Annotated in this window: 11 protein-coding genes; 5 read left to right on the forward strand and 6 right to left on the reverse strand. The window is 69.9% G+C overall.

The genetic code is table 11. From position 1 onward, the window contains the following. Positions 1-332: 332 nt before the first annotated feature. The 3 genes from ACO2Q2_RS11535 to ACO2Q2_RS11545 are packed head-to-tail and all read left to right on the forward strand — an operon-like array spanning position 333 to position 8,457. Entirely contained in the window at positions 333-5,543 is a 5,211-nt protein-coding gene (locus ACO2Q2_RS11535; protein WP_423255924.1) for a PAS domain S-box protein, read from the forward strand. Further along, entirely contained in the window at positions 5,540-5,998 is a 459-nt protein-coding gene (locus tag ACO2Q2_RS11540; RefSeq protein WP_423255925.1) for a response regulator, read from the forward strand. Before ACO2Q2_RS11535 ends, ACO2Q2_RS11540 begins: the two co-directional genes overlap by 4 nt. After that, positions 5,995-8,457 (forward strand): EAL domain-containing protein, encoded by a 2,463-nt coding sequence (locus ACO2Q2_RS11545; RefSeq protein WP_423255926.1) that lies wholly within the window; start codon positions 5,995-5,997, stop codon positions 8,455-8,457. The genes ACO2Q2_RS11540 and ACO2Q2_RS11545 overlap by 4 nt, the downstream gene beginning before the upstream one ends. A 209-nt stretch (positions 8,458-8,666) precedes the next feature. On the opposite strand, the gene ACO2Q2_RS11550 is transcribed toward ACO2Q2_RS11545, so the two are convergent. The 6 genes from ACO2Q2_RS11550 to ACO2Q2_RS11575 all read right to left on the reverse strand — a co-directional run bounded on the left by ACO2Q2_RS11550 (position 8,667) and on the right by ACO2Q2_RS11575 (position 14,816). Then, positions 8,667-10,070 carry an MBL fold metallo-hydrolase RNA specificity domain-containing protein gene (locus ACO2Q2_RS11550; protein ID WP_423255927.1) on the reverse strand — a complete coding sequence of 468 codons (1,404 nt, stop codon included), beginning with the start codon at positions 10,068-10,070 and terminating at the stop codon, positions 8,667-8,669. After that, complete coding sequence (locus ACO2Q2_RS11555; protein WP_423255928.1) at positions 10,067-10,996, reverse strand: ribose-phosphate pyrophosphokinase; 930 nt, start codon at positions 10,994-10,996, stop codon at positions 10,067-10,069. Before ACO2Q2_RS11555 ends, ACO2Q2_RS11550 begins: the two co-directional genes overlap by 4 nt. After that, a complete protein-coding gene (locus ACO2Q2_RS11560) occupies positions 10,993-12,525 on the reverse strand; it encodes a thymidine phosphorylase family protein (RefSeq protein ID WP_423255929.1) in 1,533 nt (510 codons plus the stop codon). Before ACO2Q2_RS11560 ends, ACO2Q2_RS11555 begins: the two co-directional genes overlap by 4 nt. A 274-nt stretch (positions 12,526-12,799) precedes the next feature. After that, entirely contained in the window at positions 12,800-13,369 is a 570-nt protein-coding gene (locus ACO2Q2_RS11565; RefSeq protein WP_423255930.1) for a GNAT family N-acetyltransferase, read from the reverse strand. Positions 13,370-13,634: 265 nt separating this feature from the next. Then, positions 13,635-14,393, reverse strand: coding sequence for a cyclic nucleotide-binding domain-containing protein (locus ACO2Q2_RS11570; protein WP_423255931.1), 759 nt, complete (start codon positions 14,391-14,393; stop codon positions 13,635-13,637). A gap of 63 nt (positions 14,394-14,456) precedes the next feature. Continuing rightward, positions 14,457-14,816 carry an ArsR/SmtB family transcription factor gene (locus ACO2Q2_RS11575; RefSeq protein WP_423255932.1) on the reverse strand — a complete coding sequence of 120 codons (360 nt, stop codon included), beginning with the start codon at positions 14,814-14,816 and terminating at the stop codon, positions 14,457-14,459. A 207-nt stretch (positions 14,817-15,023) separates the two neighbouring features. Between ACO2Q2_RS11575 and ACO2Q2_RS11580 the strand changes: the two genes are divergently transcribed. After that, positions 15,024-16,313 (forward strand): NAD(P)/FAD-dependent oxidoreductase, encoded by a 1,290-nt coding sequence (locus ACO2Q2_RS11580; RefSeq protein WP_423255933.1) that lies wholly within the window; start codon positions 15,024-15,026, stop codon positions 16,311-16,313. A gap of 29 nt (positions 16,314-16,342) precedes the next feature. After that, positions 16,343-16,552 carry a YgaP family membrane protein gene (locus ACO2Q2_RS11585; protein ID WP_423255934.1) on the forward strand — a complete coding sequence of 70 codons (210 nt, stop codon included), beginning with the start codon at positions 16,343-16,345 and terminating at the stop codon, positions 16,550-16,552. The last annotated feature ends 15 nt before the right edge of the window (positions 16,553-16,567 follow it).

The raw sequence follows: 16,567 nt of genomic DNA on the forward strand, positions 1-16,567 counted from the left end.
TGGGCGCAAATCCGGGTCATTGGGCTCACCCGATTGCTCACTTGTGTCGCCTGTCCTGGCCCCGCTCCGGGCGCCGACGCCCAGGTGAGCGCCCCGGGCGTTCGTGCGGGTCTTGCCCGCAGGCGTGGCCCTGTCGTCGCCCGCGTGCGCCGTCCCAACGGATCGACACTCAGCCCGTGCCTGCCGCTGCATGCGGTGGCGTGTGACGTGCTAGAAAGTTCACCGGTGGGTCCGCATCTGCGGGCTCCAGGGAGAACGGCATGGTGGAGCAGCCTGGGAGGCAGCGATGGGCGGGCGGGCGTGAGCTTGCGCGCGCGCTGGCATGGGCGGCCATGCTGGCGGGGCTCCTCGATGCCGGCCGGATAGCGGCGCAATCGGCCCGGTGGGCGGGGATCGTGCCGGGCCTGTCGCTGGCCGGCGTGGCGCTCCTGGTGATGCTGTCGCCCGCACCGGCCAGCCGCCGCGCACGTGTGCTGTGGGCGGTGCTGGCCGGTGCCACGATCGCGGGGATTGGCCTCATCGGTCCGCTTGCCGGCGAATCGGGCGCCGCGCGGTGGCTGCTCGCCATGCTGTGGATCGCGGCGCTCGCCCACGCCCTGTCCAGCGGTTCCCCGGGCGTCGCTTCCCTGGCGCGCGGGTGGGCCCTGGGGGCCGGGATGTCCGCGCTTGCCGGGCTTGCCGCCGCGCAAGGTGGCGCCGCGGGCCCGTCGCAACTGCTCGATGTGGGCATGGTCCTGCTCGGCGCGCGGTTCGTCCTGATGCCGGCTGGTGCACCGAGGCTGATCTTTTCCTCCCTGCTGGCGGGTCTGGGCTGGATGGGGTTGGTCGGCCTGGCGCTTCGCTTGCCCTGGCTGAGCCGGGGCGGTGTGGGTCCGGTCCCCATGGCGCTGAGCGCGGCCATCGCCTTTGTGCTGCTCGCGGTGGCTGCGTTGGCTGCCGCCGCTCTGGTCAATCGGCGGGCCGGTGCGTGGACGCTGGTGTGGGCGCTGGGTCTGCTGGTGGCGATGCTCGGCCTGTTGTCGGTGACGGGGCTTGTGCTCGGGATGCGGACCATGGACGTCCTGGGCGGTTACGACCAGGTCTCCTGGCCCACCGCACTGGGGCTGATCGTGCTTGGCCTCGGTCTGGTGGCCGCATGCCCCCGCTCGCCGTGGGAGAGCAATTACCGCACCTATCTTTTCCCGGCGGGCATGGGGCTGGGCCTGGTGCTGTTGGCGGTGATGCTGTGGATCGCGCTCGTGCGCCAGCAGCAGGCGGTCGAGCAGCGCGAGCAGACCAGCCGGCAGGACAGCGTGCTCACCGCGCTGCGAGGCGGCATGGATGCCCAGGTCATGGCGATCCGCCGGATGGCGTGGCGCCTGGCGAGCGTGGACGAGGCGACGCAGCGCCAGCTCTTCACCGTCGACGCCGCGCAGTATCTGGATGACCTGCCCGGGCTGCGCGCCGTGGGCTACGCCGACCGCGGACACGTGTTGCGAATGATCCAATCGCGCGGAGGCCTGCCGGCACTGCCGGCACTGCCGGATGGACAGATGGATGACGTGCCCGCGCGCCGCCGGGTCTTCGACGCGGTGGATGCCATCGGCGACGTGCGGTTGAGCGGTCCCACGCCATTGCGGCGTGACGGCACCGGCGCGTTGATCGTGTCGCCCGTCCATGCCGCCACCGGATCGCGTGGATACGTGGTGGGCGTGGTGGTCTACGACCATCTCTTCCCGGCGCTGCTGGCGGCACAGCGTGACGTCGGCCAGGTGCGCGTGCTCGAGGATGGCCACACGCTGTATGCAAGTGGCGCGGTCACCGCCGCCGCGCCCGCGTTCGCGCCGACGGCGAGCCGGTCCCTGCCGATGTACGGCCGGACGTGGCAGGTGGAGCTGGGCAGGCGCAGCGGATCGCCTCCCGCTTACGCCTCGCTCGTGCTGCTGCTGGGTTTCGCCCTGGGTGGGCTGCTGGCGGTGGCGCTGCGCCTGTCGGCGCTGGCGCGTGAGCGGGCGCGCCAGGCCGAGGCGGTGAGTGGGGAGCTGCGCGACCAGATCGAGGCGCGCGAGGTGGTGCAGGCCGCCCTGGTGGACGCCGAACGCGACATGATCGCGGTGCTGGAGAGCATCAGCGACGGCGTGTTCATGGTCGATCGCGAATGGCGTTTCACCTACGTCAATCCGCAGGCCGCGCGCATGTTCGGCGCGACCGCGTCATCCCTGCTCGGCTTGCGCTGCTGGGACGTGCTTCCCGATGTGCTGGACGAGGGCGGGCCGCAGGGCCATCTGCGGCGCATGTGGGTGCGCGCCCTGCGCGACGGCACGCCGCTCAGCATCGAAGCTGCTCACGGATCGAGCCAGCGCTGGTACGAATTGCGCGCGTATCCGCACGCGCACGGCCTGACCGTCTACCTGCACGACGTCTCCTCGCGCAAGCGACAGGAGCGCGAGCTGCTCAAGCGCGATGCCGAATCACGCCATGCGCTGCAGCTTGGTCGCATGGGCAGCTGGGAGCTGGATCTGCGCAGCGGTCGCCTGCACTGGTCGGCGGAAACCTGCGCGATCTTCGGTGTCGAGCGCAGCCCGGAGGAGGAGGGCATGGAGGCTCTTCGTCGCCTCGTCCATCCCGATGACTGGGCCTCCCTGATGGAAGACCAGGACGTGCTGCGCCGTGGCGAGGGCGTGGTCGATCGCCGCTACCGCATGATCCGTCCCGACGGCGAGCTGCGCGTGATCCGCGCGCTGGCCGAACGGGTGGACAAGGACGGCGATCCGGTCGTCGCCGGCGCGGTGCAGGACATCACCGAGCAGCAGCGCGCCAGCGAAGACCTGTCGCGGGCGATGGAGGCCACCCAACTGGTGATGGACAGCGCGCCGGACGTGATCATCGTGCTCGATCGCGAGGGCCGCTTCCTGCGCGTGAGTGCCGCCGCCAGGCGGCTGTGGGGCTATGCGCCGGAAGAGCTGATCGGCGAATCGATGGGCAGCCTGATCCATCCCGACGACCGCGCATCCAGCTTCGCCGAGGTGGTGCGCATCGCCAGCGGGCACCCCAACGCCAATTTCCGCAACCGCAATGTCACCCGCGACGGCCGAGTGCTCCACATGCAGTGGTCCGGCGTGTGGTCCGCGCAGGCGCAGTGCCTGTACGTGGTGGGACGCGACCACACCGAGATGCACCGCGCGGAGCAGATGGATGCCGCGCAGCGCCGCATCCTCACCGCGATCGCCAGCGGGCAGCCACTGGCCGACGTGCTCGAGGCCATCGTGCTGGCCTACGAGGCGCAGTGGCCCGATGCGCTGTGCTCCGTGCTGCTGCTGCGCGAGGGCTGCCTCCATCATGGCGCGGCGCCGCATCTGCCGCGGCTGTACATGCAGGCGATCGACGGCAGCAGGATCGGGCCGGAGGCCGGTTCCTGCGGCACGGCGGCATGGCGGGGCGAGCGGGTGATCGTGGCCGACATCGCGACCGATCCGCTGTGGCAGGACTATGCCTCGCTGGCGCTGCCGCACGGCCTGCAGGCGTGCTGGTCGACCCCGATCGTGGCACGCGACGGCGTCGTGCTGGGCACGTTCGCGGTGTATCACGGCGAACCGCACGAACCCTCCGCGGCGGAACTGGACAGCATCGACGGCCTGACCGCGCTGGCCGCCATCGCGATCGAACACGAGCATGCCTTCCGACAGCTCAGCGCCAGCGAGCAGCGTTTCCGCTCGTTGTTCGAGCACCACCCCGACGCGGTGTTCGCGCTGGACGGCGAAGGGCGCGTGCGGCAGGCCAACGCCGCGGCGGCGGCGCTGCTGGGCCTGTCGCCGGATGCACTGCGCCAGCGACCGCTGCGGCACTTCCTGCACGGCGACCGCGATCGCCTCGACGCGGCGCTTGCGGCAGCGGCGGCCGGCGACGCCGAGCGGCTGGACGTGTCGGTGCACGACGGTGCGGGCGGGCACTTCCCCGCCGCCCTGATCACCTTGCCGATCATGGTGCAGGGGCAGGCGCACGGCATGTTCGCCGTGCTGCAGGACCGCCGCGAACTGCGCCGGGCCCAGCAGGCCACGGCCAGCCAGCTGGCCCTGCTGGCCGCGGTGGCCGACAGCGTGGGCGAAGGCCTGCTGGCCGTGAACGTCGACGGCGCGCCGACATTTCTCAACCGCACCGCCGCGCGGTGGCTGGAGCTGCCGGCGTACGGCCTGCCGCAGGCGCATGCGCTGCCGGCGGAGGCACGCGATGCGCTGGCCGGCATCCTCGCCGGCAGCGGCTATGCCAGCAGCGACGACGCGCGCTTCTCGCTGGGCGAAGGACGCGCGCTCGACGTGTCCTATGTCGCCACGCCATTGCGCATCGACGGCCGGCTGTCCGGCGCGGTGCTGGCGTTCCGCGACATCGGCGACATCAAGCAGACCCGCCGCACGCTGCACGAGCGGCAGCGTTTCTTCGAGCTGTCGCTCGAAGTGTTCTGCATCCTCGACGCCGCGAGCGGCCATTTCGTGCAGGTCAACCAGGCGTTCTGCCGCCTGCTTGGGTACGAGGAGGAGACGATCCGTGCGATGCCGCTTTTCGCGTTGATCCACCCGCAGGATCGCCTGGCCACCGAGGATGCCGTCCACTGGCAGCAGGAAAGCGGCGAACTGCTGACCGGCTTCGTCAACCGCCTGCGCCGCGCCGATGGCAGCGACGTGTGGCTGGAGTGGACCTCGCGGCTGTCGCCGGAAGGGCTGATCTTCGCCGTGGCCCGCGACGTCACCGCCAAGCGCCGGGCCGATGCGGCGCTGGCCAGGGCGATGGACGACCTGCGCATCCGCAACCGCGAGCTGCAGGACTTCGCCTATGTCGCCTCGCACGACCTGCAGGAGCCGCTGCGCAAGATCCAGACGTTTTCCGACCGCCTGCAGTCCCGCCTCGCCGACACGCTGGACGAATCGGCGCGCGATTACCTGCAGCGCATGGGCGACGCCGCCTCGCGCATGCAGACGCTGATCGACGACCTGCTGGCCTATTCGCGCGTGGGCACGCGCACCGGCATGCCGGTGGCGGTCGACCTGTCCGCCGAGCTGGCCACCGTGCTCGACGACCTGGACGCGCGCGTGCAGGAGGCGGCCGCGACGGTGGAGGTCGAGCCGCTGCCGACCATCCATGCCGACGCCTCGCAGATGCGCCAGCTGCTGCAGAACCTGCTGGCCAATGCGCTGAAGTTCCGCGCGGCCGACCGGCCCTGTCATATCCGGGTCACCGCCCATCCGCTGGGCGAGCACGAGCACATGCCGGAGCGCTGGGAGATCCGGGTGGAGGACAACGGCATCGGCTTCGATCCGACCTATGCCGAGCGCATCTTCGCCCCGTTCCAGCGCCTGCATCCGCGGAATGTCTATGCCGGCACGGGTATCGGTCTGGCCATCGTCCGGCGTATCGTTGAGCGACACGGAGGATCGATCCACGCCGAGAGCCGCAGCGGCGAAGGTGCCCGTTTCATCGTGATCCTGCCGGTACAGGCGTCCGCCACGCTCACGCGCATGGCCGAGGATGCGCCCTTGGTGAACACGGATTCGTCGGGAGCCGGAACATGACCAAATTGCACGGATCGTTGTCGATACTGATGGCCGAGGACGATGCCGACGACCGCGTCCTGCTCGCCGACGCCTTCGCCGAGAGCGGCGTGGTGGTGGCGCTGGACTTCGTTTCCGACGGTGTCGAACTGATGCAGCGTCTGGCGCAGCTCGACGCCGACGTGAACCTGGGGCTGCCGGATCTCGTGCTGCTGGATCTAAACATGCCGCGCATGGACGGCCGCGAGGCGTTGCGCGCCATCCGCGGGCACGCGCGGCTGCGGCACCTGCCGGTAATCATCCTCACCACGTCCAGCGCCGAGCTGGATATCCGCGTGAGCTACCAGCTGGGCGCCAATTCCTACGTCACCAAGCCGCGCCGCTTCGACGAGCTGATCGCGGTGCTGCGTTCACTGGAGCGTTACTGGATGGATATCGTGCAGCTTCCTTCCGATACTCGCCGGGGGCAGTCATGAGGCGGCACCCCCTGCGCGTATTGGTCGTCGACGACGACGAGGACGATTACATCCTGATCCGCGACATGCTGCGGGACGTCAGCGAGGGCGGCTACATCTTCGAGTGGTGCCCCACGCCGGAACAGGGACTGGCCGCGCTCCGACGCGGCGACCACGACGTCTACCTGGTGGATTACCTGCTCGGCCCGGCCAGCGGGCTGGACCTGATCGAGACGGTGAACCGCGAGGGCCTGATCCGCGCGTTCATCGTGCTCACCGGCCGCGGCAACCCCTCGGTGGACATGGCCGCGATGGAAGCCGGCGCCAGCGATTACCTGGTCAAGGGGCTGATCGACGCCGAGCGGCTGGCGCGCAGCATCCGCTACGCGGTGGACCACACCCGTTTCGTCGAGGTGCTGCGCGACAGCGAAACCTGCCATCGGCTGCTGTTCGACGAGGGACCGGTGCCGCTGCTGCTGTTCGATGCGCACAGCCGGGAAATCCTCACCGCCAACGCCGCGGCCCAGGCCGAATACGCCGACCTGCTGCCGGAGCTGGTCGGCCAGCGCTTCGATGCACTGCTCGCCCCGCACGAGCACGATCGGTTCCTGGCGCAGCTGGCGTCCGGTCAGCTCACCAACGGCGAGCTCAGCGCCTGGGAATATCGCCGCGACGGGCATGCGCTGCGCCATGTCGAGGGCATCTTCCACGCCATGGATTTCCGCGGCAGGCGGACCGTACTGGCGCACGTGCAGGATGTCAGCGCGCGGGTCCTGGCCGACGCCCAGCTGCACCTGTTCAACCGGGCCATCCAGTGCACCGGCAACGGCGTGGTCATCACCGCGGCACGCCAGCCCGATCAACCGATCATCTTCGTCAACCGCGCGTTCGAGCGCATGACCGGCTACAGCGCGGACGAGGCGATCGGCCGCAACTGCCGCTTCCTGCAGGACGGCGAGGACAACCAGGCCGAGCGCGCCGCGATCCGCCAGGCGCTGGCCGCGCGCCAGGAATGCAGCATCCTGCTGCGCAATGTGCGCAAGGACGGCACGTTGTTCTGGAACCAGCTGTACATCTCGCCGGTGACCGACGCCGGAGGCGAGGTCACGCATTACGTGGGCATCCAGATGGATGTCACCGCCCAGCGCGACACCGAGGCGCGCCTCGCCTATGCGGCCACCCACGATAGCGGGACCGGGCTGGCGCGCTACCCGGTGATCGAGGCGATGCTGGAAGAGCACGCGCTGCATCGTGCCGACTGTCCGATGACGCTGGTCTATGCCGACGTGGACCGTTTTCACGCGATCAACGAGACCATGGGGCACGAGATCGGCGACCAGGTGATCGTGGCGCTGGCCCGGCGCATGCGCGAGCTGGTGGGCGAGCGCGGGCGGGTGGCGCGCTTCGCCGGCGACGAGTTCGTGATCGCGCTGCCCGGCATGCCGCTGGACGACGCGATGGAACTGGCCGAGCAGCTGCGCCAGCGCGCGGCGATGCCGATCGCCATCGCCACCGGCGAGGTGCTGGTGACCATGAGCATCGGCGTCGCCACCTACCCGCAGCGGGTCAACCCGCTGGCCGACCTGCTGCTGCGCGCCGAGGCGTCGATGACGCGCGCCAAGCACCTGGGGCGCGATCAGGTGTGCGCCTATTCGCACGACGACATGCGGCGCGAGGAGGATCGCCGCACGCTTGGCGCGCGCCTGCGCGCCGCGCTGCAGGGCGGCGAGCTGTTCCTGGACTACCAGCCCCAGGTGAGCGCCGCCAGCGGCCGCATGCAGGGTTTCGAGGCCTTGCTGCGCTGGCACAGTCCCGAGCTGGGCCTGGTAATGCCCGACCGCTTCATCGCGGTGGCCGAAGGCATGGGCCTGATGCCCGAGCTGGGCCAATGGGTGCTCGAACGGGCCTGCGCGCAGATGCGCACGTGGATCGACGGCGGCCTGGCCGACGGCCTGGTAATGGCGGTGAACGTGGCGGCGCAGCAGGTGCAGCGAACGGATTTTGCCGAGCGCGTCACCGATACGCTGCGGCGTCATGGACTGCAGCCGGCGCAGCTGGAACTGGAGTTCACCGAAAGCTCGCTGATGGAGAACATCGAACGCGGCCTGCACTCGATCCGCAAACTCTCCGCGCTCGGCGTACGGCTGGCGTTCGACGACTTCGGCACCGGTTATTCCAGCCTGTCCTACCTGCGCCAGTTCAAGGTGGATCGGCTGAAGATCGACAAGTCCTTCGTGCTTGATCTGCCCGACGACGAGGACAGCGTGGCGATCGCCCGCACGATCATTGCGGTGGGCCACCAGTTGCAGATGGACGTGGTCGCCGAAGGCGTGGAAACCCCCGAGCAGGCGCGCCTGCTTGCGGGGCTGGGCTGCGACGTGCTGCAGGGCTATCTGATCGGCTATCCGATGAACGCGGCCGCCGCGGGCGACTGGCTGCGCGGCCATCCGGCCGGCGTGCCGGTGCCGGACCTCGCCTGAGAGGCTGTGAAAAAATCGCCCGTCTACTGCGACCGCCGCCAAACGCCCGTGCCGGCGGCGCGCTGGGCGCAAATCCGGGTCATTTGGCTCACCAAACTCCCCGGATTTGCGCCCAACGCACCTTGTCACGAACGCTTGGCGGCGCTCTCGCTACGGCGGTCGAATTTTTCACAGCCTCTGACCCGCGGGCGCGCGGGCCGTCCGGCCCGTCAATCCAGCAGGATCGGCTCGTGCATCCCCGGCATCTGGCTGGGGATGCCCAGTTGGTCCAGTCGCTCGCGCATCGCGCGCATGCCCACGTCGTAGTCACCGTGCACCAGCAGCACCTTGCGCCGCGGCGACTGGCCCAGCCAATGCAGCAGGGTGGTCTGGTCGGCGTGGGCGGAAAATCCGTTGATGGTCCAGATCTGCGCGCGCACGCGAATCTCCTCGTTGAAGATGCGCACGATCTCGGCGCCGTCCACGATGCGTCGCGCCAACGTGCCCTGCGCCGCATAGCCGACGAACACCACACTGCAGCGCTCGCGCCACAGGTTGTGCTTGAGGTGGTGGCGCACCCGCCCGCCGTTGCACATGCCCGAACCGGCGAGGATCACCGCGCCGCCCTCCATCCGGTTGATCGCCATCGACTCGGCCGTTTCGCGTGCGAAGTGCAGGTTCGGCATGGCGAACGGGTCGCCGCGCTGCAGCTCCTCGCGGAAGCCGTCGTCGAAGCACTCCGGATGGCGGCGGAAGATCTCGGTGGCGGAGATCGCCATCGGTGAATCGAGAAACACCGAGGTGTGCGCCGGGATGTGTCCGTCGCGGATGCCCTGATGCAGGTAGTAGAGAATCTCCTGCGCGCGTTCCAGCGCGAAGGTGGGGATGATCACGTTGCCGTGGCGCGCCATGGTTTCGCGGATTGCCCGGTACAGCTCGTCCACCGTATCCGGCAGCGAGCGGTGCGGCCGGTTGCCGTAGGTGGTTTCCATCACCACGTAGTCGGCCGCGGGCGCCGGCACCGGGTCGCGCAGCAGCGGGCGCCCGGGGTTGCCCTGGTCGCCGGAGAACACGATGCGCCGCACCTGCTCGCCATCGTCCAGGGTGAGCAGGATCGAGGCCGAGCCGAGGATGTGGCCGGCATCCAGGAACTGCGCCTGCACGCCCGGCGCCAGCGGCACGATCTCGCCGTAGGACACCGGGTCGGCGAAGAAATCCAGCGCGTGGAAGGCGTCGTCGAGCGTGTACAGCGGCGTGCCGGCTGCCTCGTCGCGCCGCCGGCCGCTGCGCTGGGCGCGGCGGGCCTCCTCTTCCTGCAGCCCGGCGGCGTCCAGCAGTACCACGCGGGCGAGATCGCGCGTGGCCGCGGTGGCGAGAATGTGGCCACGGAAGCCCTCGCGCACCAGCTTGGGAATGCGGCCGCAATGATCCAGGTGCGCGTGCGTGAGCAGCAGCACGTCGACGCTGGCCGGCTCGAAGCCAAACGGCTCGGCGTTGGCCCGTTCCTCCTCGTCGCTGCCCTGGAACAGGCCGCAGTCCACCAGCACGCTGAACTTGCCGAAGCGCAGCAGGTGGCACGATCCGGTGACCTGCTTGGCGGCGCCATGCGCGCTGTAGACGATGCGCGGGTTCATGGGGACGTTCTCCGGTGGGGTGGGGCGACGGTGCGCAGGCGGCCGCCGCAACGCTCGAGCATCACCTGCGCCAGATCCCCGCTGAGGTCGATCTGCGCCTGCGGCGAGGCGATGGTGTTGCTGGTGACCACGCGGCCCGCGCCCGCGGCGTGCAGGGCCTGCAGCGCGCCGTCGGCGAAGATGCCGTGCACGGCCACGCACACCGGTGGCGGCAGCGAGCGCTCGCGCAGGCACTGCACGGTGGCGATCATGGTGTGGCCGCTGGCGATGATGTCGTCCAGCACCACCGGTGTATGGCCTTCCCAGCGATCCAGCGCGGGCAGGGTGATGCGCACGTCGCGGTCGCCGTGGCGCTGCTTGGCGGCCACGGCCCACGGCGCGCCGAGCATGCGCGCCACCGCGCCCACCCACTGCGCGCTCTCGCCGTCGGGGCCGATCAGCAGCGGCTGCGGCACTTCGCGGGCGATCCACTCGGCCAGCCGTGCGGCCGCGTGCACCACGTAACCGTCCAGCGGGTAGACGTCGCCGAGGCGGCGATAGCGGTGCAGGTGCGGGTCCGCCGTGATCAGCCAGTTGAACGCGCCGCCCAGCAACTGGCCGAAGACACGCGCCGACACCGCCTCGCCGGTGTGGAAGCGCGTGTCCTGGCGCATGTAGGCCAGATAGGGCGCGATCAGGCCCACGCGCGAAGCGCCCAGTTCGCGGGCGGTGGCCGCGGCCATCACCAGCGGCAGCAGCTTGGCGTCGGGATGATCGAGCGTGCACACGATCACCGCCACGCTGCGCGGCAACGGCGGCTCGATGCGCACGCGGCTCTCGCCGTCGGGAAAGCGATGCACCTGCACCACCCGGCGCGGCAGGCCGCTGTGCTGCGCCAGTCGGTCGGCGAAATCCTCGTTGCCGGGCAGGGCGTAGATGGCGCTCACGGCGTGTCCTCCAGCGAAATGATGGTGGGGTGCCGCGCCACGTATTCCATCGCGTAGGCCAGCTCGCCGGGGCTCTGTGCGTGCACGGTGAACAGAGGTTGGCCGGTGCTCACGCGGTCGCGCCCGTGCGCCTGCAGGGTGAGCCCGGCCAGCGGTGCGGAGGGTGCGCCGGCGAGCTTGGCCACGCGCGACAGTCGACGGTTGTCGATCGCCGCGACGACGCCGTCGCGCGGGGCCAGCACCGGCTGCTGCCAGGGGGCACTGCCCGGCACGCGCAAGCCACCCTGTGCCGTGCAGATCGCCTGGAACTGCACCCACGCGCGGCCGGAGTCCAGACACTCGGCGGCCACGGCACCGGCGCCCAAGGCGCTGGCCACGCCGCCGAGTTCGAGCACCGCGGCGGCAATCTGCAACGCGCGTGCGCGCAGGTCGGCCGGGGCGTCGGCGTGGTTCTGCAGTACGGCGAGCACGTCGTGTGCTTCCAGCGCAGGGCCGATACCGCGGCCGATCGGTTCACGGCCGTCGCTGAGCAGCACGCGCAGCTGCAGCCCGAACGCCGCGGCCACTTCTTCGAGCAGGCGCCTGAGGTCGCCCGCTTCGGCGTCGCTGCGTATTTTTGCGGTGGGGCCGACCGGCACGTCGATAACGACGTGGGTGGAGCCGGCGGCGATCTTCTTGGACAGCACCGAGGCCACCAGCTGGCCGGCGCTGTCCACGTCGAGCGCGCGCTCCACCCGGATCAGCAGATCGTCGGCGGGAGCGAGGTTCATCGCGCCACCCCAGACGATGCAGCCGCCGCAGCGCTCCACGGCGTGGCGCATCCGGGCGAGGTCCAGCTCCACCGGTGCGAGCATGGCCATGGTGTCGGCGGTGCCGGCCGGCGAGGTGATGGCGCGCGAGGAGGTCTTGGGCATCACCAGCCCCAGCGCGGTGACGATCGCCACCACGATCGGCGTGGTGCGGTTGCCGGCCAGGCCGCCGATGCAGTGCTTGTCCACCACGGTGGGCTGCGGCCAGCGCAGCCGGGTGCCGGTGTCGACCATGGCGCGGGTCAGCGCGATCACCTCGTCGGTGGCGAGATGGTCGCCGCTGCAGGCGGTGATGAAGGCGGCCAGCTCCAGGTGGCTGTAGCGATGCTCGACGATGTCGCGCACGATCGCGTGCAGCTGCGCATCGTCGAGCGTGCGACCGTAGATCTTCGCCCGCACGCTGGCGAGCGACTCGACGCTGGCCGGGTGGGCGATCACCACGTGCTCGTGCGGTTGCGGCTGCAGTGCGCGCCACGCCGATTCGCTGAGGCCGGCCTCGTCCGACGCCAGCAGCTCGCCGTGCACGATCGCCAGCGTGGCCAGCAGCCGGCGCTCGCCCACCTGCAGCTGCACGCGCGCATGGGCGCCGAGACCTTCGCTGCGGCAGATCGGCGAGGCGTGGTGCAGGTAGACCATGTGCTCGGCGCCGGTATCGATGCCCAGCCGCCGCAGGCGATCGCCGCCCACGGTGGGACGATGCGTGGTGCCTGGATCTGCCATGCCGGTCTCCATCGACTCGCTCCCGCCGGATCGCCGTCGCGTGCGCTGCTGGTGTCGCATCGGCACGGCCCGCGGGGGATGTTGCCGCACGTGGCGGGTGGCGCCGCCCGGCACACGTTCGCGCACCCGCGAGTGGCTGTATAGCCGCCCATCGCCAGCATATCGGCCGGCGTGCCGGCAGGATATGGGGCCGGCGTGCCCGCGCCGTGCATCGCGCCGGGGGCAGGCGGCGTTTGCGATGGCGCGACGCGGACACCCGACATCGGCGCGTCACTCACAGTGCAAGGGTGTGGATGACCTGCGAGCCGTCGTCCGGATCGAGCCGGCGCTCGAAACCCAGATGCCGGGCCAGCTCGCGCATCGGCTCGTTGTCGGCGTCGTCGATCGAGAACATCTGCTTGAAGCCGTTGCGGCGCGCCAGCTTGATCAGGTGCTGCATCAGCGTCACGCCCAGGCCGCGGTGGCGCCAGTCCTCGGCCACCGTCACCGCGCACTCGCAACGCTTGCCGTCGGCGGTGGCGCTGTAGCGGCTTATGCCGACCTCGCGCAGCTCACCGTTGTCGTGCGCCAGCGCCACGAACGCCATCCGCTCGGGGTAGTGCACGTCCATCAGCTGCTGCATCAGCGCGGGGCTGACCTCCTTGAAGTCGGACAGGAACCGGTAGCGTCGGGATTCCCCGGAGAGGCGTTCGATGAAGGCCTCCTCGCGCTCGCGGTCCTCGGCGCGCAATGGTCGGATCAGCACGCGCGTGCCGTCGCGCAGGGTGTCGATCCAGTGCGTGCCCTCGAGGGCCGTCGGCGGCAGCGGCGGTTCGTGCGAGGCAGCAGGGGGTTGTGCGTTCATGGCGGACTCCGGGGGAGATGCCGCCGATGCTAGGCAACTGCCCGGGAGGTCGGGTTGACCTCGGTCAAGGCCGGGGCCCGGAGCCTCAGAGGTTGAGAAAAATTCGACCGCCGTAGCGAGAGCGCCGCCAAGCGTTCGTGACAAGGTGCATTGGGCGCAAATCCGGGGAGTTTGGTGAACCAAATGACCCGGATTTGCGCCCAGCGCGCCGCCGGCACGGGCGTTTGGCGGCGGTCGCAGTAGACGGGCGATTTTTCTCAGCCTCTCAGATGGCGCCGCCCTTCCTGCCAGCGTCGCGCGAACTGCTGCACATCTCCTCAAGCAGGTCGGGACGCAGGATGGTGATCGACTTGCGGTCCACCTCCAGGATGCCGGCTTCCCCCATGCGGGTGAACAGCCGGCTCACCGTCTCCACTGCCAGCCCGAGGTAGCTGGCGATGTCGTAGCGCGACATGGACAGGTTCAGCGTGCTGCCGTCGCGGTGCAGTCGCGCGTAGCGGTCGGACAGGCTGCGCAGGAAGATCGCCATGCGCTCCTGCGCCGGCTGCCGGCCCATCATCATCATGTGCTGGTGCTCGGCGGCCACCTCGCGGCTGATCACGCGCATCAGCTGGCGCTGCAGCGAGGGCATCTGGGCCAGCAGCAGGTTGAGCCGGTCGTAGGGCAGTTCGCAGATGCTCGAGCGTTCCAGCGCCTCGGCCTGGCTGGCATGGTGGTCGTGGGCCAGCGCGTCCATGCCGACCAGCTCGCCGGGCAGGTGGAAGCCCAGCACCTGCACGTTGCCCGAGGCGTCCTCGACGAAGGTGCGCAGCGAGCCGGAGCGCACCACATACAGGGCGTGGAACTGCCCGCCCTGGCGGTACAGCGCCTCGCCGGGATCCAGCGTGCGCTTGTCGCGGATGGTGTCGTCCAGCCGCCTGAGGTCGTCGCCATCGATGCCGGCCGGCAGGCACAGTTCGCTGAGCGCGCAGGAGGCACAACTGCGACGCAGCTGGTTCAGGTCGAGGACGCTGCTGGTTTCCATGCGGTGGCCTCCCGGCCTTCCAGGGCAAGACATGCGCCAGGCGGGCACGCACGCCCACGCAGGTTACCCCATGGACGGGCAGCCGTCTCCCTCGTGCGGCGCGCAGTAGATGCCGTGCAGCGCCTCGATGACCTTGGGGGCGGGGCCGGCGGCCAGTGCGTAGTAGATGGTCTGCGCCTCTCGGCGGGTGGTGACCAGGCCGTCCTGGCGCAGCCGGGCCAGGTGCTGCGACAGCGCGGACTGGCTGAGCGTCATCGACGCATGCATGTCGCTCACCGAGCGTTCGCCGCCCAGCAGCAGGCAGAGAATGCGCAGCCGCTGCCCATTGGCCAGCACCTTCAGCAGTGCGGCGGCCTGGTCGGCGTTCTCGCGCATCGCATCGATGTCCATCGCGGGCAGCGCAGGGGAATGGGGGCGTGTCATGGCAGTCGTCTCGTGGCGGATCCGCGGGGCGCCGCGCGTCCCATGGAAAAGCGTTGACATGCTAGCTTGAAGCTAATTAAGATGTCACTACATTAGAATAAGCTAATTTAGTGAGCATTTGATCGGCGGCAAGGCGGGGGTGGATAGCCCGGCGCATGGTCGCTGGCACTGCGGCCTTTCCGGCGCGTCACCCACAGGAGTCAACTCATGGCACACGTCATCGTCATCGGCGCCGGCATCGGCGGCATGTGCGCGGCTTACGAGCTGCGCGCCGCGATCGGTGGAAGCCACACCCTCACGGTCGTGGGCGAGGCACCGAACTTCTCGTTCACGCCGTCCAATCCCTGGGTGGCGATCGGCTGGCGCGAGCCTGCCGACATCCAGGTCGAGGTGGCTCCGGTCCTGGAGCGCCGCGACATCGGCTACATCGACTGCGGCGCAGCGCGCGTGGTCCCGCAGGAGAACCGCATCGAGCTGAAGGACGGGCGCAGCCTGGCCTACGACTACCTGGTGATCACCACCGGACCGCGGCTGGCGTTCGACGAGGTGCCGGGGCTGGGTCCGCATGGCGGACACACCCAGTCGGTGTGCACCACGCCCCATGCCAAGGACGCCTGGGCGAACTACGAGGCATTCGTGAAGAACCCCGGGCCGGTGGTGGTGGGTGCGGCGCAGGGCGCCAGCTGCTTCGGCCCGGCCTATGAGTTTGCCCTGATGCTCGACACCGACCTGCGCCGGCGCAGGATCCGCGACCGGGTGCCGATGACCTTCGTCACCAGCGAGCCGTACATCGGCCACATGGGGCTGGGCGGCATCGGCGACTCGCAGGGCCTGCTCGAGCGCCAGTTCCGCCAGCGCCACATCCGCTGGATCACCAGCGCGAAGATCGACAGGGTCGAGGCGGGGCAGTTCCACGTTTCCACGCTCGACAGCGCCGGCCAACCGGCCGGCGAGCACACGCTGCCGTTCGCCTACTCGATGGTCATCCCGGCGTTCACCGGCGTCGATGCGGTGCACGGCATCGAGGGCTTGGTCAACCCGCGCGGCTTCGTGCTGATCGACAAGCACCAGCGCAACCCGACCTACCGCAACATCTTCTCCGCCGGCGTGTGCGTGGCGATCCCGCCGGTGGAAGCCACGCCGGTGCCCACCGGCGCGCCCAAGACCGGCTTCATGATCGAGTCGATGGTGACCGCCCTGGTGGCCAACCTGAAGGCCGAGCTGGAAGGGCGCGAGGGCAATGCCGAAGCGACCTGGAACGCGGTCTGCCTGGCCGACATGGGCGACAGCGGGGCGGCTTTCGTGGCGCTGCCGCAGATCCCTCCGCGCAACGTCACCTGGGCCCGCGAAGGCAAATGGGTGCACGTGGCCAAGGTGGCCTACGAGAAGTATTTCCTGCGCAAGATGCGCGCCGGCACCAGCGAGCCGCTGTACGAGCGGTACGTGATGAAGGCGCTCGGCATCGAGCGGATCAAGCCGGGTACCGGCAAGCACTGAAACCGATTTTTCCCCACCGGAGAACCGTCATGAACATCGATCGCTTCGTCCTCGCCTTTGCCGGCAGCGTGGTGCTGCTGAGCGTGGCGCTGGCCCACTTCGTCTCGCCGTGGTGGCTGCTGCTCACCGTGTTCGTCGGCGCCAACCTGCTGCAGTCGGCGTTCACCGGCTTCTGCCCGCTGGCGATGATCCTGCGCAAGGTCGGCCTCAAGCCCGGCTGCGCGTTCGGCGAGCGCTGATCCACCTTCCCCGAG

Origin of the sequence: Dyella sp. KRB-257 (genome assembly GCF_049445995.1) — a bacterium.
Lineage (GTDB): Bacteria > Pseudomonadota > Gammaproteobacteria > Xanthomonadales > Rhodanobacteraceae > Dyella_A.

What these genes read in the sequence shown, in the direction of transcription:
- ACO2Q2_RS11535 (WP_423255924.1), top strand. Translation starts at nt 333, where the DNA reads ATGCTGGCGGGGCTCCTCGATGCCGGCCGGATAGCGGCGCAATCGGCC.
- ACO2Q2_RS11540 (WP_423255925.1), top strand. Translation starts at nt 5,540, where the DNA reads ATGACCAAATTGCACGGATCGTTGTCGATACTGATGGCCGAGGACGAT.
- ACO2Q2_RS11545 (WP_423255926.1), top strand. Translation starts at nt 5,995, where the DNA reads ATGAGGCGGCACCCCCTGCGCGTATTGGTCGTCGACGACGACGAGGAC.
- ACO2Q2_RS11550 (WP_423255927.1), bottom strand. Translation starts at nt 10,070, where the DNA reads ATGAACCCGCGCATCGTCTACAGCGCGCATGGCGCCGCCAAGCAGGTC.
- ACO2Q2_RS11560 (WP_423255929.1), bottom strand. Translation starts at nt 12,525, where the DNA reads ATGGCAGATCCAGGCACCACGCATCGTCCCACCGTGGGCGGCGATCGC.
- ACO2Q2_RS11565 (WP_423255930.1), bottom strand. Translation starts at nt 13,369, where the DNA reads ATGAACGCACAACCCCCTGCTGCCTCGCACGAACCGCCGCTGCCGCCG.
- ACO2Q2_RS11570 (WP_423255931.1), bottom strand. Translation starts at nt 14,393, where the DNA reads ATGGAAACCAGCAGCGTCCTCGACCTGAACCAGCTGCGTCGCAGTTGT.
- ACO2Q2_RS11575 (WP_423255932.1), bottom strand. Translation starts at nt 14,816, where the DNA reads ATGACACGCCCCCATTCCCCTGCGCTGCCCGCGATGGACATCGATGCG.
- ACO2Q2_RS11580 (WP_423255933.1), top strand. Translation starts at nt 15,024, where the DNA reads ATGGCACACGTCATCGTCATCGGCGCCGGCATCGGCGGCATGTGCGCG.
- ACO2Q2_RS11585 (WP_423255934.1), top strand. Translation starts at nt 16,343, where the DNA reads ATGAACATCGATCGCTTCGTCCTCGCCTTTGCCGGCAGCGTGGTGCTG.